24 protein-coding genes and 2 tRNA genes are annotated in these 23675 nt (G+C 58.3%); 19 read left to right on the top strand and 7 right to left on the bottom strand.

All coding sequences use genetic code 11. The annotated features are described in order from the left end of the window. The first annotated feature begins 4 nt into the window (after window positions 1–4). A complete protein-coding gene (locus EAH78_RS17165) occupies window positions 5–310 on the top strand; it encodes a YkgJ family cysteine cluster protein (RefSeq protein ID WP_140668551.1) in 306 nt (101 codons plus the stop codon). Window positions 311–433: 123 nt separating this feature from the next. Here EAH78_RS17165 and EAH78_RS17175 read toward each other — a convergent pair whose 3' ends face one another. The 6 genes from EAH78_RS17175 to hemA form a co-directional block, all read right to left on the bottom strand. Then, window positions 434–952, bottom strand: coding sequence for an acyloxyacyl hydrolase (locus EAH78_RS17175; protein ID WP_140668552.1), 519 nt, complete (start codon window positions 950–952; stop codon window positions 434–436). A 114-nt stretch (window positions 953–1066) separates the two neighbouring features. Beyond that, a complete protein-coding gene (gene murI / locus EAH78_RS17180; protein ID WP_140668553.1) occupies window positions 1067–1858 on the bottom strand; it encodes a glutamate racemase in 792 nt (263 codons plus the stop codon). Beyond that, window positions 1851–2606: a molybdopterin-synthase adenylyltransferase MoeB gene (locus tag EAH78_RS17185; RefSeq protein ID WP_140668554.1), complete on the bottom strand. Its 756-nt coding sequence runs from the start codon at window positions 2604–2606 to the stop codon at window positions 1851–1853. Before EAH78_RS17185 ends, murI begins: the two co-directional genes overlap by 8 nt. Next, a complete protein-coding gene (gene prmC / locus EAH78_RS17190; protein WP_140668555.1) occupies window positions 2600–3430 on the bottom strand; it encodes a peptide chain release factor N(5)-glutamine methyltransferase in 831 nt (276 codons plus the stop codon). Before prmC ends, EAH78_RS17185 begins: the two co-directional genes overlap by 7 nt. Further along, complete coding sequence (gene prfA / locus EAH78_RS17195; RefSeq protein ID WP_140668556.1) at window positions 3431–4513, bottom strand: peptide chain release factor 1; 1083 nt, start codon at window positions 4511–4513, stop codon at window positions 3431–3433. It abuts the gene before it with no gap. Further along, window positions 4510–5799: a glutamyl-tRNA reductase gene (gene hemA, locus EAH78_RS17200; RefSeq protein ID WP_140668557.1), complete on the bottom strand. Its 1290-nt coding sequence runs from the start codon at window positions 5797–5799 to the stop codon at window positions 4510–4512. Before hemA ends, prfA begins: the two co-directional genes overlap by 4 nt. 182 nt (window positions 5800–5981) lie before the next feature. Here hemA and EAH78_RS17205 point away from each other — a divergent pair, with 182 nt between their 5' ends. From EAH78_RS17205 to ychF, 8 genes are all read left to right on the top strand, one after another. Continuing rightward, the gene (locus EAH78_RS17205; protein WP_140668558.1) at window positions 5982–7706 is read left to right on the top strand and encodes a tetratricopeptide repeat protein; all 1725 of its coding nucleotides are present in this window, start codon (window positions 5982–5984) and stop codon (window positions 7704–7706) included. 4 nt (window positions 7707–7710) lie between these two features. Beyond that, complete coding sequence (lolB, locus tag EAH78_RS17210; RefSeq protein ID WP_140668559.1) at window positions 7711–8328, top strand: lipoprotein insertase outer membrane protein LolB; 618 nt, start codon at window positions 7711–7713, stop codon at window positions 8326–8328. Window positions 8329–8330: 2 nt separating this feature from the next. Then, on the top strand, window positions 8331–9182 hold the full coding sequence (ispE, locus tag EAH78_RS17215; protein WP_140668601.1) for a 4-(cytidine 5'-diphospho)-2-C-methyl-D-erythritol kinase: 852 nt from the start codon (window positions 8331–8333) through the stop codon (window positions 9180–9182). 36 nt (window positions 9183–9218) lie between these two features. After that, a tRNA-Gln gene (locus EAH78_RS17220) sits at window positions 9219–9293 on the top strand. 46 nt (window positions 9294–9339) lie between these two features. After that, window positions 9340–10281, top strand: coding sequence for a ribose-phosphate pyrophosphokinase (locus EAH78_RS17225; protein ID WP_003208392.1), 942 nt, complete (start codon window positions 9340–9342; stop codon window positions 10279–10281). 141 nt (window positions 10282–10422) lie between these two features. Further along, window positions 10423–11022: a 50S ribosomal protein L25/general stress protein Ctc gene (locus EAH78_RS17230; protein WP_140668560.1), complete on the top strand. Its 600-nt coding sequence runs from the start codon at window positions 10423–10425 to the stop codon at window positions 11020–11022. A gap of 168 nt (window positions 11023–11190) precedes the next feature. Continuing rightward, window positions 11191–11775 (top strand): aminoacyl-tRNA hydrolase, encoded by a 585-nt coding sequence (gene pth / locus EAH78_RS17235; RefSeq protein ID WP_008037207.1) that lies wholly within the window; start codon window positions 11191–11193, stop codon window positions 11773–11775. 23 nt (window positions 11776–11798) lie between these two features. Next, a complete protein-coding gene (ychF, locus tag EAH78_RS17240; RefSeq protein ID WP_007942650.1) occupies window positions 11799–12899 on the top strand; it encodes a redox-regulated ATPase YchF in 1101 nt (366 codons plus the stop codon). A 186-nt stretch (window positions 12900–13085) separates the two neighbouring features. On the opposite strand, the gene EAH78_RS17250 is transcribed toward ychF, so the two are convergent. Beyond that, a complete protein-coding gene (locus EAH78_RS17250; RefSeq protein WP_140668561.1) occupies window positions 13086–14303 on the bottom strand; it encodes an MFS transporter in 1218 nt (405 codons plus the stop codon). Window positions 14304–14636: 333 nt separating this feature from the next. Between EAH78_RS17250 and EAH78_RS17255 the strand changes: the two genes are divergently transcribed. The 10 genes from EAH78_RS17255 (at window position 14637) to EAH78_RS17295 (ending at window position 23612) form a co-directional block, all read left to right on the top strand. Next, window positions 14637–16691, top strand: coding sequence for a methyl-accepting chemotaxis protein (locus EAH78_RS17255; RefSeq protein WP_140668562.1), 2055 nt, complete (start codon window positions 14637–14639; stop codon window positions 16689–16691). Between the two features lie 116 nt (window positions 16692–16807). Beyond that, window positions 16808–16884: transfer RNA gene (locus EAH78_RS17260), tRNA-Met, on the top strand. Between the two features lie 168 nt (window positions 16885–17052). After that, complete coding sequence (locus EAH78_RS17265; RefSeq protein WP_140668563.1) at window positions 17053–18297, top strand: tyrosine-type recombinase/integrase; 1245 nt, start codon at window positions 17053–17055, stop codon at window positions 18295–18297. Between the two features lie 243 nt (window positions 18298–18540). Then, window positions 18541–19089 carry a hypothetical protein gene (locus tag EAH78_RS17270; RefSeq protein WP_140668564.1) on the top strand — a complete coding sequence of 183 codons (549 nt, stop codon included), beginning with the start codon at window positions 18541–18543 and terminating at the stop codon, window positions 19087–19089. A 65-nt stretch (window positions 19090–19154) separates the two neighbouring features. After that, on the top strand, window positions 19155–19388 hold the full coding sequence (locus EAH78_RS17275) for a helix-turn-helix transcriptional regulator (protein WP_140668565.1): 234 nt from the start codon (window positions 19155–19157) through the stop codon (window positions 19386–19388). 2 nt (window positions 19389–19390) lie between these two features. Beyond that, window positions 19391–19663 carry a helix-turn-helix transcriptional regulator gene (locus EAH78_RS17280; protein ID WP_140668602.1) on the top strand — a complete coding sequence of 91 codons (273 nt, stop codon included), beginning with the start codon at window positions 19391–19393 and terminating at the stop codon, window positions 19661–19663. Further along, complete coding sequence (locus tag EAH78_RS17285; protein WP_140668566.1) at window positions 19660–19989, top strand: hypothetical protein; 330 nt, start codon at window positions 19660–19662, stop codon at window positions 19987–19989. The genes EAH78_RS17280 and EAH78_RS17285 overlap by 4 nt, the downstream gene beginning before the upstream one ends. A 367-nt stretch (window positions 19990–20356) precedes the next feature. Continuing rightward, complete coding sequence (locus EAH78_RS32325; RefSeq protein WP_170219130.1) at window positions 20357–20530, top strand: hypothetical protein; 174 nt, start codon at window positions 20357–20359, stop codon at window positions 20528–20530. Then, the gene (locus EAH78_RS17290) at window positions 20527–20811 is read left to right on the top strand and encodes a DUF3077 domain-containing protein (protein ID WP_140668567.1); all 285 of its coding nucleotides are present in this window, start codon (window positions 20527–20529) and stop codon (window positions 20809–20811) included. Before EAH78_RS32325 ends, EAH78_RS17290 begins: the two co-directional genes overlap by 4 nt. After that, on the top strand, window positions 20808–23612 hold the full coding sequence (locus EAH78_RS17295; protein WP_140668568.1) for a DUF927 domain-containing protein: 2805 nt from the start codon (window positions 20808–20810) through the stop codon (window positions 23610–23612). Before EAH78_RS17290 ends, EAH78_RS17295 begins: the two co-directional genes overlap by 4 nt. The last annotated feature ends 63 nt before the right edge of the window (window positions 23613–23675 follow it).

The raw sequence follows: 23675 nt of genomic DNA on the forward strand, positions 1-23675 counted from the left end.
CGCCATGAAAACCATTCCCCACACGCAAATCGCCGAGCCGGCCGTGGCGTGCTCGACCTGCGCGGCTTGCTGCTGTCAGCTTGAAGTGATGCTGATCACCGACACGGGCGTGCCTGAACGTTTTATCGATACCGACGATTGGGGCGGGGAGGTCATGCTGCGCCTGGACGACGGCTGGTGCGCTGCGCTGGATCGCAACAGCATGATGTGCACCATCTATGAAAAACGCCCGCTGATCTGCCGGGAATTCGAGATGGGCGCACCCGAATGCATCGAAGAGCGCCAGGGGATCAGCACGGCGTATCGCTGAGTCCGAAGTTACCGAAGATCTAATGTGGAAGCGGGCTTGCTCGCGAATGCGGTGTGTCAGTCAACAATTTAGCTGAATGACACACCGCATTCGCGAGCAAGCCCGCTCCCACATTGACCGTATTTACAACGGCATTGTGTAGTGCAGCGAGTAGCTTTCCACACCGTCGTTGTGACTGCTCATACCGGCATTGGAATAGTGCGTCGCACGAATCCCGACTTCATGCCCGCCAGTAAAGCGCAGGCCAAACCCGAATCGGTCTTCAAACTGGAAGGCCTGGCCAATATTGTTGTCTTCGACTTCAGTGTGGGAGAACACCGCCACCCCAATCCCCGCCTCGAGGTAAGGTTTGATCGACTGCCCGGCACATTCGTAAACGAACACCGGCGAGAACGACAGGCTGTTGTTGCTGGAGCTCTTGTCGCCATCCCAATAGGTATAGGCGCCACTCCAGTAACCGGTCAGGCGACCCACGTCGCTTTGCCACCAGCTCTGATCCCAATCGAATACCATGCCCAGTCGATAAGTCATGGTTGACTCGCTGGTCTGACCGACCCCGAACTCCACGCCTGCCGCCTGTGCGGTGAAACTTTGCCCCATCAAAGCGGCCGCAATCGCGGCCAAGCAGAATAGTCGCTTCACTAGAAACATCCTTTTCCGAACGATTTCAAATGGTTTTTTTGTTACGCAACGCTATAGAAGTCAACGCTAAATCAGAAGTTCACCCCAATAACTCGCACCGCCCCAACTTTTTTGTTAACGCTTGAAGCTTCTCACAACGCCGGACGTATTCCACAGTATCGGCAAGATATTTCTAAAATGAACCGGATCGGCACTCGTCCAGAACTCGGCAGCACGCGCCGGCCCGCCAGCGAGCAATTCACGCTCGGCCAACAGTCGCTGAAGTTGCCGCGCAACAGCCGCCCCCGTGTCGATCAGACTGATGTCATCCGGGATCATCTGCTTTAGCAGAGGCTTCAGGAAGGGATAATGCGTACAACCGAGAATCAGGGTGTCGCACCCGGCGCCGAGCAACGGTTCAACGTACCTGGCCAATAACTGGCGCAATGCCTCGCTGTGCAAATCACCGTTTTCAATCAGCTCGACCAGGCCGGGACAGGGCTGAGTGATGACGCGCACATCAGTAGCGAAACGGTCAAGCAACGCGGCGAACTTGGCACTCTGCAAGGTGCCGGTGGTGGCGAGCACGCCGACCACGCCGCTGCGGGTCGCGGCGGCGGCCGGTTTGACCGCCGGCTCCATGCCGACGATGGGCCACTGCGGGTAATCGCGACGCAAGTCGGCAACGCCCGCGACGGTCGCGGTGTTGCACGCCACCACCAGGGCTTTGGCGCCCTGCTGCTGGAAAAAATCGGCCATGACGCTGCAGCGCTGACGGATGAATTCCGGGGTTTTCTCGCCGTAGGGAATGTTCCCGCAATCGGCGACGTACAGCAGTGACTCATTGGGCAGCAATCGCTGGATCTCGGCCAGCACCGAGAGCCCACCGACGCCGGAGTCGAACACGCCAATCGGCGCTTCACGCATGTGTCGAACCACAGACGCTGCAGCCCGGATCACGCTTGACCCGCAATTCACGGAAGCGCGAGCCCAACGCATCGATCAACAACAGACGCCCCACCAGCGGCTCGCCGAAACCGACCAGCAGTTTCATGGCTTCAAGCGCCTGAAGGCTCCCCACCAACCCCACCAACGGCCCGATGACGCCGGCTTCACTGCATGTCAGTTCGGCTTCGCTGCCATGCCCATATAAGCAGTGGTAGCACGGACTTTCCGGCCGGCGCGGGTCGAACACCGACAATTGCCCTTCGAGGCGGATCGCCGCACCGCTGACCAAGGGCTTGCGGGCGGCGACACAGGCTGCATTGACCGCTTCGCGGGTGGAGAAATTGTCGGAGCAGTCCAGTACCAGATCCACCGCCGCAACCGCCGCCGCGAGGGAATCTTCGTCCAGCGCAGTGCGGAGGGCGATTAACTGGATCTCGGGATTGACGGCGGTCAAACGGCGAATCGCCGAATCAACTTTGCTCAGGCCGACGCTGTCGGTGTCGTGAATAATCTGGCGTTGCAGGTTGGTCAGGTCGACCGTGTCGAAGTCGGCGAGGTGCAGCTCACCCACGCCGGCTGCGGCCAGGTACAGCGCAACTGGCGAGCCGAGACCGCCAAGGCCGACGATCAACACGCGGCTTTCTTTCAATCGCAACTGGCCGTCGATGTCGACGTGCTGCAACAGAATCTGCCGACTGTAGCGCAATAATTCCTGATCATTCAGCACGGCAGGCGCCCCAGGCTGATTCGTTCGTGTCCACCCAGATCTATTCGGCTGTGGACGTTTTCAAAGCCGCGGGTCAGCAACAAATCGCGCACGGCACTGGCTTGATCGTAGCCGTGTTCGAGCATCAGCCAGCCACCCGCTTCCAGATAATCCGGCGCCTGGGCGACGATCAAGCGCAGATCGTCGAGCCCGTCGACACCAGCCACCAAGGCACTGGCCGGCTCGAAGCGCACATCGCCTTCCACCAGATGCGGATCGGAAGAAGGGATGTAAGGCGGGTTGCTGATGATCAGTTGAAAACGCTGACCTTCCAGCGCGCTGAACCAATGACTGCTCAGCACCGTGGCGTTATTGAGGTGCAAGCGTTGGCGGTTGCGCTCGGCCAGGGCCACGGCTTCCAGCACGCGATCGACCGCCGTGACCTTCCACGCCGGACGCTCGCTGGCCAGGGCCAGGGCGATCGCGCCGCTGCCGGTGCCGAGGTCGAGGACCTTGGCGGGTGTGGCCGGCAACAGTTCAAGCGCGGCTTCCACCAGCAATTCGGTGTCCGGTCGCGGGATCAGCGTGTGCGGCGCCACTTCCAGGTCCAGCTTCCAGAACCCTTGCTGCCCCAGTATGTAAGCCACCGGCTCACCGCCACGACGACGCTGCAAGTAGCTGGCAAACGTCAGCGCCGCTTCACTGGGAACGATGCGCTCCGGCCAGGTGTGGAGAAAACTGCGCGGCTTGCCCAATGCGGCAGCCAGCAACAACTCGGCATCCAGACGCGCGGTGGGCGAGTCAGGCAAGTCGGCGGCGCGCAACAAACTGGCAATGATCGTCATTTACTCACCTATCGCCGCCAATTGATCGGCCTGATATTCGGCCAGCAACGGCTCGATCACCGCGTCGACCCCGCCGGCGAGAATTTCGTCGAGCGAGTACAGCGTCAGGTTGACCCGGTGGTCGGTAACCCGGCCCTGGGCAAAGTTGTAGGTCCGAATCCGCTCCGAGCGATCACCGGAACCGACCAGCAACTTACGCTCGCTGGCGATGGCATTGGCCGCGGCGCTGGTCTGCTGATCGTTGAGTTTGGCCGACAGCCAGGACATCGCCCGGGCGCGGTTCTTGTGCTGGGAGCGTTCTTCCTGGCACTCCACGACAATACCGGACGGCAAGTGCGTGATGCGAATGGCAGAGTCAGTCTTGTTGACGTGCTGACCGCCGGCACCCGAGGATTTGTAGGTATCGATGCGCAAATCCGAAGGGTTGATCTCGATCGCTTCCTGCTCATCCGGCTCGGGCAACACCGCCACGGTGCAGGCTGAGGTGTGGATGCGGCCCTGGGATTCGGTGGCCGGGACCCGTTGCACACGGTGCGCGCCGGATTCGAACTTGAGCTTGCCGTAGACGTTGTCGCCTTCGACCCGGGCAATGACTTCTTTATAGCCACCGTGTTCGCCCTCGTTCTCCGAGAGGATTTCCACCCGCCAGCCGCGACGTTCGGCGTATCGCGAATACATGCGGAACAGGTCGCCGGAGAAAATCGCTGCCTCGTCGCCGCCGGTGCCGGCACGGATTTCGAGAAATACGTTGCGCCCGTCGTTCGGGTCTTTCGGCAGCAGCATGCGTTGCAGGCTGGCTTCGAGTTCGATCAGTTGCTCCTTGGCTTCGCGGACTTCTTCCACGGCCATTTCGCGCATGTCCGGGTCGCTGTCCTTGAGCAGTGCCTGGGCGCCTTCGAGGTCGCCTTGCACTTTGAGCAACTGTTTATAGGTGCCGACGATGGGCTCGACTTCCGCGTACTCCTTGGAGTAGGTGCGGAATTTGGTCTGATCGGAAATGACTTCGCCATCGCCAAGCAAGGCGGTCAATTCCTCGAAACGGTCCTGGAGGATGTCCAGCTTATTGAGCAGTGACGCTTTCATTGCGGTTTTTTATCCGAAAAGCTATCCGATGAGCCCTCATTCAGGGCAAAGAGTTCCTGGGCCATGGCCAGCGCATCGAGGCGGCCTTCGGCAGAGAGCTTTTTCAATTGCACGCTGGGTGCGTGCAACAGTTTGTTGGTCAGGCCACGCGCCAGTTGCACCAGCACGTCTTCGGGGCTGGTGCCGTTGGCCAGCAGGCGCTGAGCCTTCTGTAATTCTTCGTCGCGCATGCGCTCGCTTTGCTGACGATAAGCCTTGAGCACATCCACCGCCGCCAGTTCGCGCAGGCGCACCATGAAGTCTTCGGCGCCGACCGAGACCATCTCTTCGGCCGCTTGGGCTGCGCCCTGACGACTCTTGAGGTTCTCGGCAACCACTTCGTGGAGATCGTCGACGCTGTACAGGTAAACGTCGTCGAGTTCGCCGACTTCCGGCTCGATATCGCGCGGAACGGCGATATCGACCATGAAGATCGGCTTGTGCTTGCGCAGTTTCAGCGCGCTTTCCACCGCGCCTTTGCCAAGGATCGGCAACTGGCTGGCGGTGGAGCTGATGACGATGTCGCTGCGCACCAGTTCGGCCGGGATGTCCGAGAGCAACACGGCGTGGGCGCCGAACTGCTCGGCCAGAATGCTCGCGCGTTCCAGGGTGCGGTTGGCGACGACGATGCGTTTTACACCCAGCTCGTGCAGATGACGGGCGACCAGGGTGATGGTTTCGCCGGCGCCAATCAACAAGGCCTGGCTGCGCTGCAGGTCGCTGAAAATCTGCTTGGCCAGACTCACCGCGGCAAACGCCACGGATACCGGGTTCTCGCCGATGGCGGTGTCGGTGCGTACCTGTTTGGCCGCGTTGAACGTCGCCTGAAACAAACGCCCGAGTAATGGACCGATGGTCCCGGCCTCACGCGCCACGGCGTAAGCGGATTTCATCTGACCGAGGATCTGCGGTTCGCCCAACACCAGCGAATCGAGCCCGGAGGCGACCCGCATCATGTGACGAACTGCCGCATCATCTTCGTGCACATAACTGCTCGCACGCAGCTCTTCGAGGCTCAAATGGTGATAATCGGCCAGCCAGCGCAATACGATGTCCGCCGAAAGGTGATCCTGTTCTATATAGAGCTCACTGCGATTGCAGGTGGAGAGGATCGCAGCTTCGCGGCTGTCGGTGAGGCGGCAGAGCTGCTGCAAGGCCTCCACCAGCTGCTCAGGGGTAAAGGCCACGCGCTCGCGGACGTCTACTGACGCAGTCTTGTGGTTGATACCGAGTGCAAGGAAGGCCATTCAAGGTCGCTGATGGTGACGTGAAGCCGGCAATTGTCCTACTTCGCCACAGACAGAACAACTACCGCTGACTATTGTCCCAATGTCCTGCCTCTATAAAGGCCTCGATTGAGACTCGGTTATGTTTGGCCGAAGGCTTGTGTCATGATGATCCGACCGCAGGTTAGTCGTCCTTTTCCTATATGAATAGATCTTCCGCGTTGCTCCTCGCTTTTGTCTTCCTCAGCGGCTGCCAGGCCTTGGCACCCTCGTCGCCGGACGATACGTCGCCGGTTGGAGACAGCACTCCGGCTCCTGAAAAGCCCAAGGTTTACAGCTCATTCAGTGAAGAAACCGTCTTCAGCCTGTTGAGTGCCGAACTGGCTGGCCAACGCAATCGTTTCGACATTGCGCTGGACAACTACGTGACCCAGGCCGTCAACACCCAGGATCCGGGCATCTCCGAGCGGGCATTTCGCATTGCCGAGTACCTGGGCGCCGATCAGGCCGCCCTGGACACCGCGCTGATCTGGGCAAAAAACGCCCCGAACGACCTCGAAGCGCAACGCGCAGCGGCCGTGCAACTGGCGCGCGCCGGGCGTTATGACGACTCCATGGTCTACATGGAGAAAGTCCTGCAAGGCAAAGGCGACACGCATTTCGACTTCCTTGCCCTGTCCGCGGCCGATACCGACCAGGACACGCGCAACGGTTTGATGAAAAGTTTCGACCGTTTGTTGCAGCGTCACCCGAAAAACAGCCAGCTGATTTTTGGCAAGGCCCTGTTGATGCAACAGGACGGCGACGCCAAAGGTGCGCTGACCCTGCTGGAAGACAATCCACCAGACGACGGCGAAATCGCCCCGATCCTGCTGCGCGCGCGCCTGCTGCAAGTGCTCAACCGTGGCGACGAAGCCTTGCCGCTGCTGCAAAAAAGCATCAAAAAGTACCCGGACGACAAGCGCCTGCGCCTGACTTACGCGCGGATGCTGGTTGAGCAGGACCGCATAGCAGACGCCAAAGCCGAGTTTTCCAGCCTGGTGCAGCAATACCCGGAAGACGACGAGTTGCGTTATTCCCTGGCACTGGTCTGTCTGGAAGCCAAGGATTGGGACGAGGCCAAGAATCTGCTTGAGGACCTGATCGCACGCGAAAGCCACGCCGACTCCGCCCATTTGAACCTTGGCCGTATCGCCGAAGAACGCAACGACCCTCAAGGTGCGCTGATCGAGTACGCCAAAGTCGGACCAGGTAACGACTACCTGCCGGCCCAATTGCGTCAGACCGACATTCTGATCAACAACGGCAAGACCGCCGAAGCCCAACGCCGCCTGGCCGCGGAGCGCGACGAGCAGCCGGATTACGCGATTCAGTTGTACTTGATCGAAGCCGAAACCCTGTCCGCCAATAATCAGGGCGACAAGGCCTGGGCTGTCTTGCAGAAAGCCCTGCAGCAGTACCCGGACGATCTGAACCTGCTGTACACCCGCGCCATGCAGGCGGAAAAACGCAATGACCTGGCGCAGATGGAAAAAGACCTGCGCCTGATCATCAAGCGCGACCCGGACAACGCCATGGCACTCAATGCGCTCGGCTACACGCTATCCGACCGCACCACGCGCTATGCCGAAGCCAAGACCCTGATCGAACAGGCTCACCAGATCAATCCGGAAGACCCGGCAGTGCTCGACAGCCTCGGCTGGGTGAACTTCCGCTTGGGCAATCTCGATGAAGCCGAGCGCTACCTGCGCCAGGCACTGGAGCGCTTCCCCGATCAGGAAGTCGCCGCCCACTTGGGTGAAGTGTTGTGGGCCAATGGCAAACAGCGCGAAGCCAAACAAGTCTGGGGCAAATTCCTCAAGGAACAACCCGACAGCCCTACCCTGCGCGGCACCATCAAGCGCCTGACCGGATCAGAGACTCTTTAAGATTATGTTTTTGCGCCACGTTATCGTTTTCAGTTTTATCGCCCTGCTCGCCGGTTGCGCGGGCTTCGGCGCTCGCGAATCCGTCGAAGGTCATGGCAACCCGGCCCAATGGCGTGAACACAAACAGCAATTGACCGCCCTCGATGGCTGGCAGATCAACGGCAAGATCGGCATCCGCGCGCCCAAGGATTCGGGCAGCGGCACGTTGTTCTGGCTGCAACGTCAGGATTACTACGACATCCGCCTGTCCGGCCCGTTGGGTCGCGGCGCCGCGCGCCTGACCGGTCGACCTGGCAAGGTCTCGCTGGAAGTGGCCAATCAGGGGCGCTTTGACGCACCGAACCCGGAAGTCCTGCTGGAAGAACAACTGGGCTGGAAATTACCGGTGTCGAATCTGGCCTGGTGGGTCCGCGGGCTCCCGGCGCCAGACAGCAAAAGCAAGCTGACCCTGGATGCCGACAGCCGCCTGGCCAGTCTCGAACAGGACGGCTGGCAGGTCGAATACACCAGTTACACGCAACAAAACGGTTTCTGGCTGCCTGAAAAGATCAAGCTGCACGGCACCGACCTTGATGTCACGCTGGTGATCAAGGAATGGCAACCACGCAAGCTGGGGCAGTGAATATGAGCGCCACCCGCTTGACGTTGCCCTCCCCGGCCAAACTCAATCTGATGCTGCACATCCTCGGCCGCCGTGAAGACGGCTACCACGAGTTGCAGACGATTTTTCAGTTTCTCGATTACGGCGATGAAATCACCTTCGCCGTGCGCGACGACGGCGTGATCCGGTTGCACACCGAATTCGACGGCGTTCCCCACGACAGCAATCTGATCGTCAAGGCTGCGAGGCAACTTCAGGAGCAATCCGGTTGTGCGCTCGGCATCGATATCTGGATTGAAAAAGTCCTGCCCATGGGCGGCGGCATTGGCGGCGGCAGTTCCAATGCCGCGACCACATTGCTGGGCCTGAATCATCTCTGGCAACTGGGTTGGGACGAGGATCGACTGGCTGCGCTGGGCCTCAAGCTGGGCGCTGACGTTCCGGTTTTCGTGCGTGGCCACGCCGCTTTCGCCGAAGGCGTTGGGGAGAAACTGACCCCCGTAGACCCCGAAGAACCGTGGTATGTCGTGCTGGTACCGCAAGTATCTGTAAGTACAGCAGAAATTTTTTCCGATCCGCTGTTGACACGTAACTCTCCTCCCATTAAAGTGCGCCCCGTTCCCAAGGGAAACAGTCGTAATGACTGCTTGCCAGTAGTAGCAAGGCGTTATTCAGAGGTACGTAACGCATTGAATTTGTTAGGTAAATTTACCGAAGCAAAACTCACTGGCACTGGAAGTTGTGTGTTTGGGGGCTTCCCAAGCAAAGCTGAAGCTGATAAAGTCTCGGCCCTTCTTACAGAGACCCTTACAGGGTTTGTAGCGAAAGGGAGCAACGTTTCGATGTTGCATCGCAAGCTGCAAAGTCTGCTCTAAAAGAACCGATTACTGGGTAATCGTTGCAACAGATACAGGGGCGTCGCCAAGCGGTAAGGCAGCAGGTTTTGATCCTGCCATGCGTTGGTTCGAATCCAGCCGCCCCTGCCATTTTCCTATACTCATCCAGGTTACCCTCAGCCTTCAGGTACTGCGCGTGTCCAAGATGATGGTCTTTACGGGGAACGCCAACCCCGATCTGGCTCGACGTGTCGTACGTCAGCTGCATATCCCTCTCGGTGACATCTCTGTCGGTAAATTTTCCGACGGCGAAATTACAGCCGAGATCAATGAAAACGTCCGCGGTAAAGATGTCTTCATTATCCAGCCGACTTGCGCTCCGACCAACGATAACCTGATGGAACTGGTAGTGATGGCTGATGCCTTCCGCCGCTCCTCGGCTACTCGTATCACTGCTGTTATTCCTTACTTTGGTTATGCCCGTCAGGATCGCCGTCCGCGTTCCGCACGTGTGGCTATCAGCGCGAAAGTCGTTGCTGACATGCTTACCGTAGTCGGCATCGACCGTGTTCTCACGGTTGATCTGCATGCTGACCAAATCCAGGGTTTCTTCGATATTCCGGTAGATAACATCTACGGCTCCCCTGTATTGGTGGATGACATTGAAGATCAGCGCTTCGAAAACCTGATGATCGTGTCCCCGGACATTGGTGGCGTCGTGCGTGCACGTGCTGTTGCCAAATCCCTGGGCGTGGATCTCGGGATCATCGACAAACGCCGTGAGAAAGCCAATCACTCTGAAGTGATGCATATCATCGGTGATGTCGAAGGGCGTACCTGTATTCTGGTCGATGACATGGTCGATACCGCCGGTACTCTGTGCCACGCGGCAAAGGCTTTGAAAGAGCATGGCGCTGCCAAGGTTTTCGCCTACTGCACACACCCTGTGCTGTCCGGTCGGGCGATCGAAAACATCGAAAATTCCATGCTGGACGAACTGGTGGTGACTAACACCATCCCGTTGTCCGCTGCTGCACAAGCCTGCTCGCGTATCCGCCAACTGGATATCGCGCCGGTAGTTGCCGAGGCGGTCCGCCGCATCAGCAATGAAGAATCGATCAGCGCGATGTTCCGCTAAGGGCCCTGCCCTTCTCGAATGTCTCGTTGACGAAAAGCGCCCCGCCCCGGCATTCCTGTCGGGGCGGGGCTTTTTTGCCCATATCGCCTTTAGCGCTGGTCGCAAACGCTGGGGCGAATGTGGTTATTTTGGAGATACAACATGAACGATTTTACTCTGAATGCTGAAGTGCGTTCCGACCTGGGGAAAGGTGCGAGCCGCCGCCTGCGTCGTCTCGCAAGCCTGGTACCCGCTGTAGTTTACGGTGGCGAAAAAGCCCCTGAATCCATCAGCATGCTGGCTAAAGAAGTTGCCAAACTGCTCGAAAACGAAGCGGCTTACAGCCACATCATCGAGCTGAACGTTGGCGGCACCAAGCAAAACGTCATCATCAAGGCTCTGCAGCGTCACCCGGCCAAAGGCCACGTGTTGCACGCTGACTTCGTACGTGTAGTTGCCGGCCAAAAGCTGACCGCTATCGTTCCTGTGCACTTCATCAACGAAGCTGCTCCAGTGAAGAAAGGCGGCGAGATCTCGCACGTTGTTGCTGAAATCGAAGTGACCTGCCTGCCAAAAGACCTGCCTGAATTCATCGAAGTTGACCTGGCTAACGCCGAAGTCGGCTCGATCATTCACCTGTCCGACATCAGCGCTCCTAAAGGCGTTGAATTTGTTGCTCTGGCTCACGGTAACGACCTGGCTGTTGCCAACGTTCACGCTCCACGTGTTGCTCCAGAAGCTGCAGAAGGCGCTGCAGAGTAATTTCACTCTGTACGCCGGAGTGATTGGAACATCGCGGACTGGAACGTAGCGAGAAAGCGGGCGAGAACGCGGAGTTTACATAATGGTAAATGAGCAATTTTCGTCCACTTTCGCCGCACACATTGATTGCGGCGATGTTATCCACCACTCCAAGGAAGGGCCCCTATCGTGACTGCCATTAAACTGATCGTTGGCCTGGGAAATCCAGGCGCTGAATACGAACAGACCCGGCATAACGCAGGGGCCCTTTTTGTTGAGCGCATCGCGAACGCACAAGGGGTCAACCTTGTTGCCGATCGCAAATATTTTGGCCTGACCGGGCGCTATTCGCATCAGGGTCAGGATGTTCGTCTGCTGATTCCCACCACGTACATGAACCGTAGCGGCCAGGCCGTAGCAGCTCTGGCGGGTTTCTTCCGCATCAAGCCTGAAGAAATCCTCGTGGCGCACGACGAACTCGATCTGCCACCGGGCGTTGCCAAGCTCAAGCAGGGCGGCGGCCATGGCGGTCACAACGGGTTGCGCGACATCATTGCGCAACTGGGCAATCAGAATACCTTTTACCGCTTGCGGCTTGGCATTGGCCACCCGGGCGTTGCCAGTATGGTTTCAAATTTCGTCCTGGGTCGTGCGCCACGCGCCGAACAGGAAAAACTCGATGCCAGCATCGACTTTGCCCTCGGCGTGCTGCCGGATATCCTCGCCGGTGAATGGAACCGCGCGATGAAAAACCTGCACAGCCAGAAGGCCTGACTCTACTCCTCGGGGAAAACACCATGGGATTCAATTGCGGCATCGTCGGCCTGCCTAACGTCGGCAAGTCCACCCTGTTCAACGCCCTGACCAAATCCGGGATCGCGGCCGAAAACTTCCCCTTCTGCACCATCGAGCCGAACACCGGTATCGTGCCGATGCCGGATCCGCGTCTGGATGCCCTGGCAGCCATCGTCAATCCAAAGCGCATCCTGCCGACCACCATGGAATTCGTCGACATCGCAGGCCTGGTTGCCGGCGCTTCGAAAGGTGAAGGCCTGGGCAACAAGTTCCTCGCCAACATCCGTGAAACCGATGCCATCGCCCACGTGGTCCGCTGCTTCGAAGACGAGAACGTGATTCACGTCTCCAACAGCGTCGACCCGAAACGCGACATCGAGATCATCGACCTGGAACTGATCTTCGCCGACCTCGACAGCTGCGAAAAGCAACTGCAGAAAGTCGCTCGCAACGCCAAGGGTGGCGACAAGGACGCCGTAGTCCAGAAAGGCCTGCTGGAGCAACTGATCGCTCACTTCACCCTCGGCAAGCCTGCGCGCACGCTGATGAAAAACATGGGCGCTGACGACAAGGCAGTGATTCGTGGCTTCCACCTGCTGACCACCAAGCCGGTCATGTACATCGCCAACGTCGCTGAAGACGGTTTCGAGAACAACCCGCTGCTGGACATCGTCAAGGCCATCGCCGAAGAAGAAGGCGCCATGGTGGTTCCGGTCTGCAACAAGATCGAAGCCGAAATCGCCGAACTGGAAGACGGCGAAGAGAAAGACATGTTCCTCGAAGCCCTGGGCCTCGAAGAGCCTGGCCTTAACCGCGTGATCCGCGCTGGCTACGAGATGCTGCACCTGCAGACCTACTTCACCGCCGGTGTCGAAGAAGTCCGCGCCTGGACCGTCCGCGTCGGTGCCACCGCACCACAAGCCGCTGGCGTGATCCACACCGACTTCGAAAAAGGCTTCATCCGTGCCGAAGTGATCGCGTACGACGACTTCATCCAGTACAAGGGCGAAGCCGGCACCAAAGAAGCCGGCAAATGGCGTCTGGAAGGCAAGGATTACATCGTTAAAGACGGCGACGTGATGCACTTCCGTTTCAACGTGTAAGACACATGCCCAAAAAAAAGCCGCGTTTAGACGCGGCTTTTTTGTGCCTGAAATAAATCCCACTAACAACGCAGAACCAATGTGGGAGCGGGCTTGCTCGCGATGGCGGATTTTCAGTCGATATCGTTGTTGAATGTTAATCCGCTTTCGCGAGCAAGCCCGCTCCCACATTTGATTTGTGTTGGATCAGGCCTTTTTGGTTCTTGGCAGGAAGATCGCCAGCACACCCAGCAACGGCAAGAACGAGCACAGGAAGTACACGTATTCAATGCCGTGCACGTCCGCTAGATGCCCCAGCAACGCCGCGCCAATCCCGCCGAAACCAAACATCAAGCCGAAGAACACCCCGGCAATCATCCCGACATTGCCCGGCACCAATTCCTGCGCGTACACCACAATCGCGGAAAACGCCGACGCGAGAATGAAGCCGATGATCACGCTCAGGACGCTGGTCCAGAACAGGTCGACATGCGGCAGCAGCAACGTGAACGGCGCGACACCGAGGATCGAGAACCAGATCACCGCCTTACGCCCGATCTTGTCGCCGATCGGCCCACCGAAGAAGGTCCCCGCCGCGACCGCACCCAGAAACAGGAACAGGTGCAGCTGCGAACTGGCCACCGACAGGTCGAACTTCTCGATCAGGTAGAACGTGAAGTAACTGGTGAGGCTGGACATGTAGAAGTACTTGGAGAACACCAGCAACCCGAGCACCACCAGCGCACTGATCACCCTACCCTTCGACAAGCCATGAGTCGCCGCCTGGCCTTGCTTGAGTTTGAACAGGTTCAAGTGATTGGCGTACCAGCGGCTTATCCGGTAGAGCACGAACAGCGCGAACACGGCGAAAAGCCCGAACCAGGCCACATTGCCCTGACCGTAGGGAATGATGATCGCGGCCGCCAGCAACGGGCCGAACGCCGACCCGGCATTACCGCCGACCTGAAAGGTTGATTGCGCCAGACCAAATCGCCCGCCCGAAGCCAGTCGCGCCACGCGAGAGGCTTCCGGGTGAAAGGTCGACGAACCGATACCGATCAGCCCCGCCGCCAACAGAATCAACGGAAAAGTGCTAACCATCGACATCATCACAATGCCGATCAGCGTGCACACCGTCCCGGCGGGAAGCAGCCAGGGTTTTGGATGCCTGTCGGTGTAGTAACCGACCCACGGCTGCAACAGCGAAGCGGTCAGTTGGAAGGTCAGCGTGATCAATCCGACTTGGGTAAAGGTCAGGCCATAGTTGGCCTTGAGCATCGGATAAATCGACGGCAGCACCGACTGGATCAGGTCGTTGATGAGGTGCGCCAGCGCCACCGCGCCGATGATACGCATGACCAAGGGACTGCTTTGTGAAGTCGCGGGTGCCGGTGTCGCGCCGGTCTGAGCGTTGCTGATAGCCATGAGAGTTTCCATACAGCGGATGGGTGCACGCGGGCAGGTGCGTCAATGTGCCATTTTTCGGTGCGAGCGCGCCATCCCCTTAGCCAGCTAACGAACTAATCTTTCATCGCTCGATAGGTGATAGCGCAACGCCATGGTCTGAATCTTGCCTTGTTTAACACCTTCAACGCGGGCCTCTTACAAAGGGGACCGAGAATGGGAAGTTTCGCTACAGAGTCGGCCTACAGAGCTGGCGAGGGTGAACTTTCGAGGCCTTTTAAAAGGGCACGAGTCGCGGTCGCAACGACCTCGACGCACGCCGATGGTGCGTGGTGTCCAGAGGAGTCATGGGGCATGTCGTTTTTATCACCGGGGATCGGGTTGCTGGGGCGTTTTGGCTTCGCACGCAAATTTCAGCTGTTGTTCCTGCTGTTTATCCTGCCGCTGGCCGGCAGCCTGTTGATGATCGGTCAGGATTATCGCGCCAAACTCAGCCTCATCTCCGGCGAACGTGCCGGGGTTCGGCAACTGCTCGCTCTGGATGCTCTGGATAACTTGCTCGCTGCTCAGCGTGATCGCGCTGCTCGCTGGCGCGCCACCGAAACCAATCGCCAGCCGACGCCAGCGACCCTCGCCGCAATGGGCGCGTTTGATGCGGTGCAGCCTGCCGTCGCTCAAGCCACCTCAGACCTCGGCAACGCCCTGAAAATCGAAGGCGCCGAGGGCGAAACGCTGACCCGCTATCAAGCCCTGCAAACCGCTCTCAATGGCCTGGACTCGAAAAGCCTGAGCGGCGTCGGCTGGTGGCCGGACGGTTACGACCGTTTCACCAACGCCTTGAGCGCCTTGCAAGCACTGCGCGAACAGATCGCCATGGACAATCGCCTGACGCTCGCGCCATGGCTGGAAACCTATTTGCTGACGCAGATATCCACCCAGCACGCACCGGACCTGATCGAGCGGGTCGGCCGCCTGGCCGCCGTCGGCCAAGCGTCTGTGGTGTCGGGCCAGTTCACCCTGCAAAGCCGCCTGCAATTGCGCGACTTGCGCAGCCGCATCGGTGATGCCCGCGAGCAACTGGTAAAAACCGCCACGCTCCTGGAAGCGCGTCTGCCCAGCGCATTGCAAAGTTGGGCCGGGCAATACCATGACAACCTCAAACACCTCGACGCGAGTCTGAAAGTGCTGGATGACGGCGTGTTCGGCGGCAGCATCAGCCTCAAGCCGGAAGAATTCGAACGCAACCTCGACGCTCTGCTCACGGATCTTGCGGCCCTGCGCCAGCAATCGTTGATGTCGCTGGATCAGCGTCTGGATTACTACCACGACTCGGCGATACGCCAATTCATGCTGGTGGCAATGATCTTTGGTTGTCTGCTGCTGGCCGCGCTGTACCTGTTCATCTGCCTGCAAGCCTCGATCCGGCGTAGCGCCAGCGGCATCACGCTGCTGGCCGAAGCCTTGCGTGATGGCAATCTGAGCCTGCAAGCGCCCGTGCAGGGCCGTGACGAACTGGCGGCCATCAGCACCGCCCTGAACGTCGCCGTGGTGCAACTGCGCAACAGCTTGCAGGGGGTTGATCACGAAACCTTGCAGGTGAGCAACGCGGTGCGCACGCTCAACCATCACTCCAGCGGCGCCCTCGGCGAAGTCGAAGCGCAACAATTGCAAATCAGCCAGATCGCCGCAGCGGCCACGCAACTGGCGGCGACCTCTCAAGGGGTCGCCCAGAGTTGCGAGCAGGCCTCAGGCAGCGCTCAGCACACCCAGCGTATTGCCGCCGACAGCAGCCGAGACAGTCAGCGCACCACGGCGAGTATTCAGCAGCTCAATCAGCGCTTGAACGACACCGCCGCGGCACTGGGCCGGGTCAGCGAACAAGGACAACAGATTCAACTGGTGGTCGACACCATTCGCGGGGTCGCCGAGCAAACCAACCTGTTGGCGCTCAACGCGGCTATCGAAGCCGCTCGTGCCGGCGAACAAGGCCGCGGCTTTGCCGTGGTGGCTGATGAGGTGCGCAGCCTGTCGCAACGCACCCAGTCTTCTACCGCGCAAATTGCCGGCACGGTCGACAGCCTGCGCAACACCGTGAACGAGGCGGTCAACCTGATGGAAGCGGCGTGTAGCCAGGCACAAAGTGATGCCCAATCCGTCACCGGCCTGGGTGAACGCCTCGGGGAAATTGCCCTCGCGGTGCAAGGCGTGACCGACACCCTGGCGCACATCGCGACGGCGGTGGAAGAACAGGCCAGTACCGCCGATGAAGTCAGCGGCAACATTCAGCAGGTCGATCAGGCAGCGGTCAGGTTGCTGGAAGGCGCGCGAGCAGTGAACCTGGCGGCAGACACCTTGAGCCAGGGCAGCAAGGCCCTGAGCGCGAATACCGGGAGATTTCAGCTCAGTTGATGCCCTCCTCCGGCCCGATTTTTCGGGTCAGGAGGATAAGCAGTTGAAAGCGTAGAGAAATATTTTAGATTTACGCTTGACACATCATCGTTCCAAGCCAATAATGCGCGCCACTTGGCTACATAGCTCAGTTGGTTAGAGCATAGCATTCATAATGCTGGGGTCCGGGGTTCAAGTCCCTGTGTAGCCACCAAGTACCTGTTTACAGATGTCTCCATGAGTCTATAAACAACCTCAAGAAGCCCGCCTAGTGCGGGCTTTCTTGTTTCTGGCTGTATCTCCTTATCTACCCCTATACCTTCCCGCCGTGTATCCCGCTGTGTATCCTTGATGAAAAATCGAACCGAGGGGATACAAGCCCATGAAGCGCTCCGAAATCAAGCGCCGCCCACTGTCTGATACCGCCCTAGCGGGCTTGGAGCCCGACACCAAGGAATACCGGGAGCAGGATGGTAGCGGCCTGTATTTCCGTGTGAAGCCTGACGGCCAGAAGTCCTGGCAACTACGTTACAAGACGCCAGCAGGCAAGTGGAGTTGGTTGGGGTTAGGTGGTTATCCGGAGGTCGGTGGGGCGCTGGCCAGACAGAAGGCTTCCGAACTGCGCGCCGATGCGGCTGAGGGCAAGAATCCGATAGCAACCAAACAGGCCCGCCAAGCTGCCAATCTGGCGGCCAGCAATAGCACCTTTGAATCACTGGCGCGGGAATGGCATGCGTCTCGGCTCAACTCTTGGGATGCTGGCACCGCCAAACGAGTTATGGGCGCCTTGGAGCGTCATGTGTTCCCCAACTTCGGCAAGCGGCTGTACACCGGTATCCTGTCGATGGAGTGGATGGAGCTGTTACGGGGACTGGAGCAGCAAGGCATTCTTGAGCAAATGAGCCGAGTGCGAGCCTACTGCAAGGATGTGTACGATCTGGCCCGGGTGACGGGGCGAGCCGTGAACAACCCGCTTGAGGGTGTCCATAAATTCTTGGCCTCAGGTAAAGCTGAGAACTACGCCCATGTCAGCCTTGATGAGTTGCCTGCGCTGCTCCGGGCTATCCGCTCCTATCCACACGCCAAAGACGTACAACTTGGCTTACGTCTGCTGACCCTGATAGCTGTGCGCCCCAGCGAGCTGCGCGAAGCCCGCTGGGAAGAATTCGATCTAAACAAGAAGCTTTGGACGATCCCGGTAGAACGCAAGGGCCGCAAGAAAGGACTTGAACACCTGGTGCCACTCAGCCGTCAGGCCATTGAAATACTGGAAGAGCTGCGCAGCCTGACCGGCGCCTACCCACTGCTATTCCCCGGAAGAAGCGACCGCACCAAACCCCGTAGCGATACCGTGTTTCTGATGGCCTTGCGTCGCCTGGGCTATGAGGGTCGACAGACCGGCCATGGTTTTCGCCATATTGCCAGCACCATCCTGAACGAACACGAGTTTGATGCCGACCATGTCGAAGCCCAGCTCAGCCACAAGGCGCCAGGTGTACGCGGGATCTACAACAAAGCTCAGTACTTGGCACAACGCACAACGATGATGCAGTGGTACGCCGACTATCTGGACTCCCTTGAAAACGGCAATGTGATTCATGTCGAGTTCTCGAGGGCTGGCACATGACTCATACCCCATCAAAAAACCGTGTTCTTGGTGTTCTTGGTGTTCCTGAATCCCTGAAGCCCTTTAAATTCTTGGCTTTCAGCTCTAGAACACGAATTAAAAAAAGACGGAACACAATACACCGCCACGGTGAAAGGTGTTCTTCAAAACCGCCTCTTCTGCCTGCGGGCCAAGGCAATGGAAAAGTTGTGTCGAATCGCGGCGCAGGCGTTTCGCAGGGCTTCCGGGGCGAGGGGTGCTGTAATGGATGATGAATTTGAAGACATGGATGCCGTTTTTAAAGACGCGGTATCTGTTCGCAGTACACGCAGCTGGGTCCTGATTCCTGATGACGAGAATCCAAAGCGCATGCTTTGGCATTGGGTGCCATGGGCTGAGGATGATCTAGATAAGCTGTTTCGGCGAGTGAACGATGGGAACTCTTCCGAGGAGGATCACGAACTGTTTGACGCCTGCATGCTGGACAGATTCATTGGCAGGGTTGAAGCCGGAGAACCAGTTGAGCCCTGGATTCTCGCCAGCTTGGCTAAGTCCTTCACTCACGTGTTAATGGGGGCGCAATGGAATGATGAGATCCGGCTACCTGGTCGCCCCGTTCCACAGATCAGGAGTTGGCGCGAACAGCGGGATCTGGATATTTTCTTTGACGTGATGCATTGCGTAAGCGGGAAAGGGCTTGTGGTAACTAAGGCAATCGAAACGGTAGCTGAAAATCATGCTGTTTCTTACCAGGCCGCCAGAGCCGCCTACTACCGGTGGAAAGCACTTTCTAAAAACTGGCCAAAACCTTAGAAAGACCCATAACAACCTAATGTCTAAATTTCGTCCTGTCTCTCCCAAGTTACAGGACGCTCACCATGAACACCGTAATCCAGCGATTTGCCGAATCGCTCCAGCTCTGCCCCTCTGCTCTTCTTACACCTGCCCAAGTTGCTGCAGCACTGGGCGTCTCGCATCGAACGCTTGCAGCCTGGCGCAGCTCCCGCCATACAGGCCCAGCTTGGATGCGAATCGGTTCGCGAGTGCGCTATAGCAAAGTTGCAGTGCTGGCCTGGCTCAAAGATCGCTCTCAGAAAACGAGCGAGGCTTGACCATGACTGCAACGACAGAAGCCAAGTCAAACAAATCCAACGTGGTTCTGCTCGACCCGGCAACGACGCTCATTCGAATCCCAGAAGTCATGGCGATTGTAGGGTTGGCGCGGCCCACCATTTATAAGTTGATGCGCCAAGCTGACAGCGGCTTTCCGCTGCCTGTGAAGCTCAGTCACAGCAGTGCGCGTGGCGCCCCTGTTGCTTGGGTATTGGGTGAGGTTCAGGAATGGGTTCGAGGACGGATCGCAGCCCGTGGGCAGGTGGCAGCATGACCCCTTTGTTCCTGCCGCATACCGTTCTAGATGCAGTTGGAGCGCTTCTGCCTCCAGCGGTAGCCAAAGGCAAACATGATCTTTGCGCGCTGCGTGATCGTGCGATTGCAGAAGGCGCCCATGTTCTGCTGTTGGCTTGGCCGACACTGGAGTGGGTGTTACTGGCCGTTGAGGTCCCAGAGGGTGTGGTGATCGAGGATGCACAACAGCTCATCCCTAACTTGCTGGCCAACCCCGTCGCCATGGAGTACATGCGCTCAGAGTCCCGCAAAGGCCAGCACCTGAGCTGGTTGTCTCTGGCCCGCCCCGCCACCATTCAGCACTAACGAAAACGCCCCCGGCTGCAACCGGAGGCGTTAGAGGTAGATTCGTATGCCCGTTCAATCTATGCCGCATTGCGCAATCGCGCAAGCTCAGCTTGTTGCACTTCTCAAATCGAGAGGCTATGCTCTGGCTGTCGCTGCAAATTCAGCGACCGGGTTTGACGGCCCGAGCAACTTGGCGCACAGGCGCCCCATCCGACAGCAGGCGCTTTTTTTGTGCCCGCCGTTTCGTGTTATGGCGGCTGTGTGTGGGAGACCTTCGGGTCTGCCGGGTTCCAAGTTCCCGGTCCGTCAACCTGCGCACAGCTGCCACCCTAAATCGTTTGACGGCGATTCGTGGCAGCTCCATTTAAACTTGGAGTCCCGCCCCATGAAGCACGCCTGCGCCCTCAATCCGTCCAGCAACTCCAGTCGAGCCGCCGCACACCGCGCCATGGCTATGTCTGCCCTTCACGCAAACTCCAGCCTTTCTACTCGCCTCGCACGCTACAACCAGCACATGAACAAAGCCCGTGCCCTGGAAACCATCGGGGGTGCGCAATGAGCCCGGACAAATCCTCCGCAAAAACTGCGGGTGTTTCTGGCTTCGCACCGATGGATTCGGAGGGCACTCCGCTATTCAGTGTTGCCCCTGGTGTCTGTGTTGAGGATGCACTGGAGCACGCTTCATGCCTCATGAGCTGCATCAATCAGTTGACCTTGAGTGCCGCCACCGATGACAGCACTGGTAATGCGACCTGGTGCGCCCACTACATGGGGGAAATGGTAAAAGCGATCATTGATGATGTGGCTACCGGTCTATTTCGGTCGAGGGACCACACATGAGCCAGAATCAGAATCGAAGTCAAAACCGACCTAGCTTCGCCAGTGTGAAAACCGCCTCCCTGAAGGCCATTGACAGCGTTTTGGCGCATTGGCTACCTAACGGAAAACGTGAAGGCGGCGGTAAGGAATACACCGCCCCAAACCCAACTCGCGCCGACAAACACGCCGGATCGTTCAAGGTGAACTTGAGCAAGGGCACTTGGTCAGACTTCGCCACCGGCGACAAGGGTGGAGACCTGATTGACCTGGTGCGTTATCTGGATGGCGGTACAGACGTTGAGGCATGCAACAAGCTGGCTGACTTTCTCGGCGTAACCGTCGGCGCCTCCAGCAATGAAAAATCGCCTCCCAGCAAAACAGCCGCGTGGGTGCCCATACTTCCAATCCCAGACAGTGCCATGCGTAAGATTCCGGCTAAGCATCGCCAGCACGGGGCGCCATCGAGGGTATGGATCTATCGGGACGCCTCCAGCCAGCCACTGATGGCCCTCTACCGCTTCGACCTGGGCCTGGATGACAGTGGTACAGCACGCAAGGTGTTCGCGCCGCTGACCTGGTGCAAAGATACCAGCGGATCCAGTCAGTGGCGGTGGCAAGGTCTAAATGCGCCTCGGCCACTTTTGCGTCTAGATGAATTGGCGAAACGCTCTGCTGATCCTGTCGTTTTATGTGAAGGTGAAAAAGCCGCCGATGCTGCCGGAAAGCTGCTGCCTGGCTACGTCTCTACGTGCTGGCTCAACGGCACAAACTCTTGGCAAAAAGCGGATTTCCTTCCCTTGGCAGGCCGTGATGTATTGCTCTGGCCAGACAACGATAGTCCGGGCTTGCATTGCATGGTGGAGATCGAAAAACACCTGCTCAAAATCGGCGCAGGGTCAATACGGAGCGTTCCGGTAACCGCACTAAGCGATCAGCTTTCCGAAGGGGACGATGCGGCGGATTTTGAGTCCGCTGGATGGACCAGCGAGCGACTTGATGCGCTGATTGCAGGCTTGAGCCCCGCCAAAAAAGAGGCGAGCCCCGCCAAGCAAAAACCGGATTCGTCCCACCCAACCGGTTTTCGTGTAACCGCGGATGGCGTGTTCTACGCAAGTGAAGATGGCGAGGCGAGGCCCGTATGCTCGCGGCTTGAAATTCTTGCGCGTACACGTGACGAAAAAGGTCACAACTGGGGTTTGCTGGTGGAGTTCGATGACCCCGACGGTGACCGAAAGCGGTGGAACATCCCCGCTCGCAGCATGGCTGGTGACTTTGGCAAGGAAGTACTGGGGCCGCTTGTTGATATGGGGCTTCGGCTCGCAGGTAACCGCGCAGCTCGGAATTCACGCAATGACCTCCAAAGCTACTTGCAGGGATACGACAGTAAGGATCGAGCTCGATTGGTGACTCGGCTGGGCTGGCAAGGCAATGCGTATTTGCTGCCCGATCAGCAGGTGGGGGCAAGTCCGGAGCGGCTGCATTTTTACGATGCAGGGGCTCAACTTCCCCCTATCAGCCGATCCGGGTCACTCGATCAATGGCAACGCCATATCGGTGCGCTGTGCGTCGACAACCACCGCCTGACTTTTGTCGTGTGTGTTGCGTTCGCGGGTCCGCTGCTGCAGCTGCTGGGACAGGAGTCGGGGGGATTCCATCTGTACGGTGATAGCTCGGGCGGTAAGACTACGCACCTACAGGTAGCAGCCTCAGTTTACGGTGGCCAACGATTGGTGCGTTCCTGGCGATCAACTGATAACGCCTTGGAATCGATAGCGGCGGCGCACTCAGACGGTTTGTTGGTTTTGGATGAGATCGGAATGTGCGATCCGCGGATTATCGGGGAAACGGTCTATATGCTAGGTAATGGGGCCGGGAAAGCGCGCGCTAACGATCGTGGCCTGGTGGGTAGGCAGGTTCAAGAATGGAGGCTGCTATTTCTTTCTACCGGTGAAAAAACACTGGCTCAGCACATGTCTGAGGCCCATAAGGAACTGAAAGCGGGCATGGAGGTTCGTCTACTTGCTGTGCCCGCTGACGCTGGGAAAGGTATGGGTATGTTTGAGGCGCTCCATGGCTTCGCAGATGCTGCGGCGCTCTCTGATGCGTTGAAAGCGCGGGCAGGAAAGTACTACGGCGCCCCACTGTTGGAGTTCCTGAATAACCTCTGCGCGCCTGGTCAAATTGAAGGTTATCGCATCCTTCTGCGACGGACTGTGGAACGCTTTGTCACTGAGTCATTGCCGCCCAACCCCAGCGGGCAAGCACAGCGCGCCGCCGGCAGATTTGGCTTAGCGGCAGCAGCCGGCGAGCTTGCAACCGCCCTTGGCGTCACGGGGTGGCCGGATGGCACGGCCACTAAAGCAGCGGAGGTCTGCTTGGCAGCCTGGCTCGGCGAGCGTGGTGGGGCTGGAAACATGGAAGGTGACGCCATCATTTCGCGGCTGAGGGGAGTAATCGAGCGATATGGGGAGAGCCGATTCACCAGGTGGGACGCCATCGCGGCAAAAACAGACGATCACGCACCCCGAACTGCTGATCGTTTGGGGTTCAGGCGAACGATTGAACATGGTCTGGGTGATGAGACCTATACCTCCGTTACGTACTACTTCCTTGCGACAACTTGGCGAGACGACGTATTCAAAGGAATGAACGTAGTTGCCGTAAATAAAGAGTTGATAAAGCGAGGCGTACTTGAACCGGCAGGCGATGGAAAGGCTTCACAATCAATTTCACTGCCGGGAATGCCCAAGACAAGAGCATATATAGTTAATGCTTCGGCACTACTTGACTTGGATTCAGCCCGACAATCTATCGCTGCTTAAAATTAATAATTGCCGCTTGCATTTTCGGCGCACCGTAAGATAATGGCAGTGTAGAGCGTGTGA

The organism is Pseudomonas arsenicoxydans (assembly GCF_006438915.1).
Lineage (GTDB): Bacteria > Pseudomonadota > Gammaproteobacteria > Pseudomonadales > Pseudomonadaceae > Aquipseudomonas > Aquipseudomonas arsenicoxydans_A.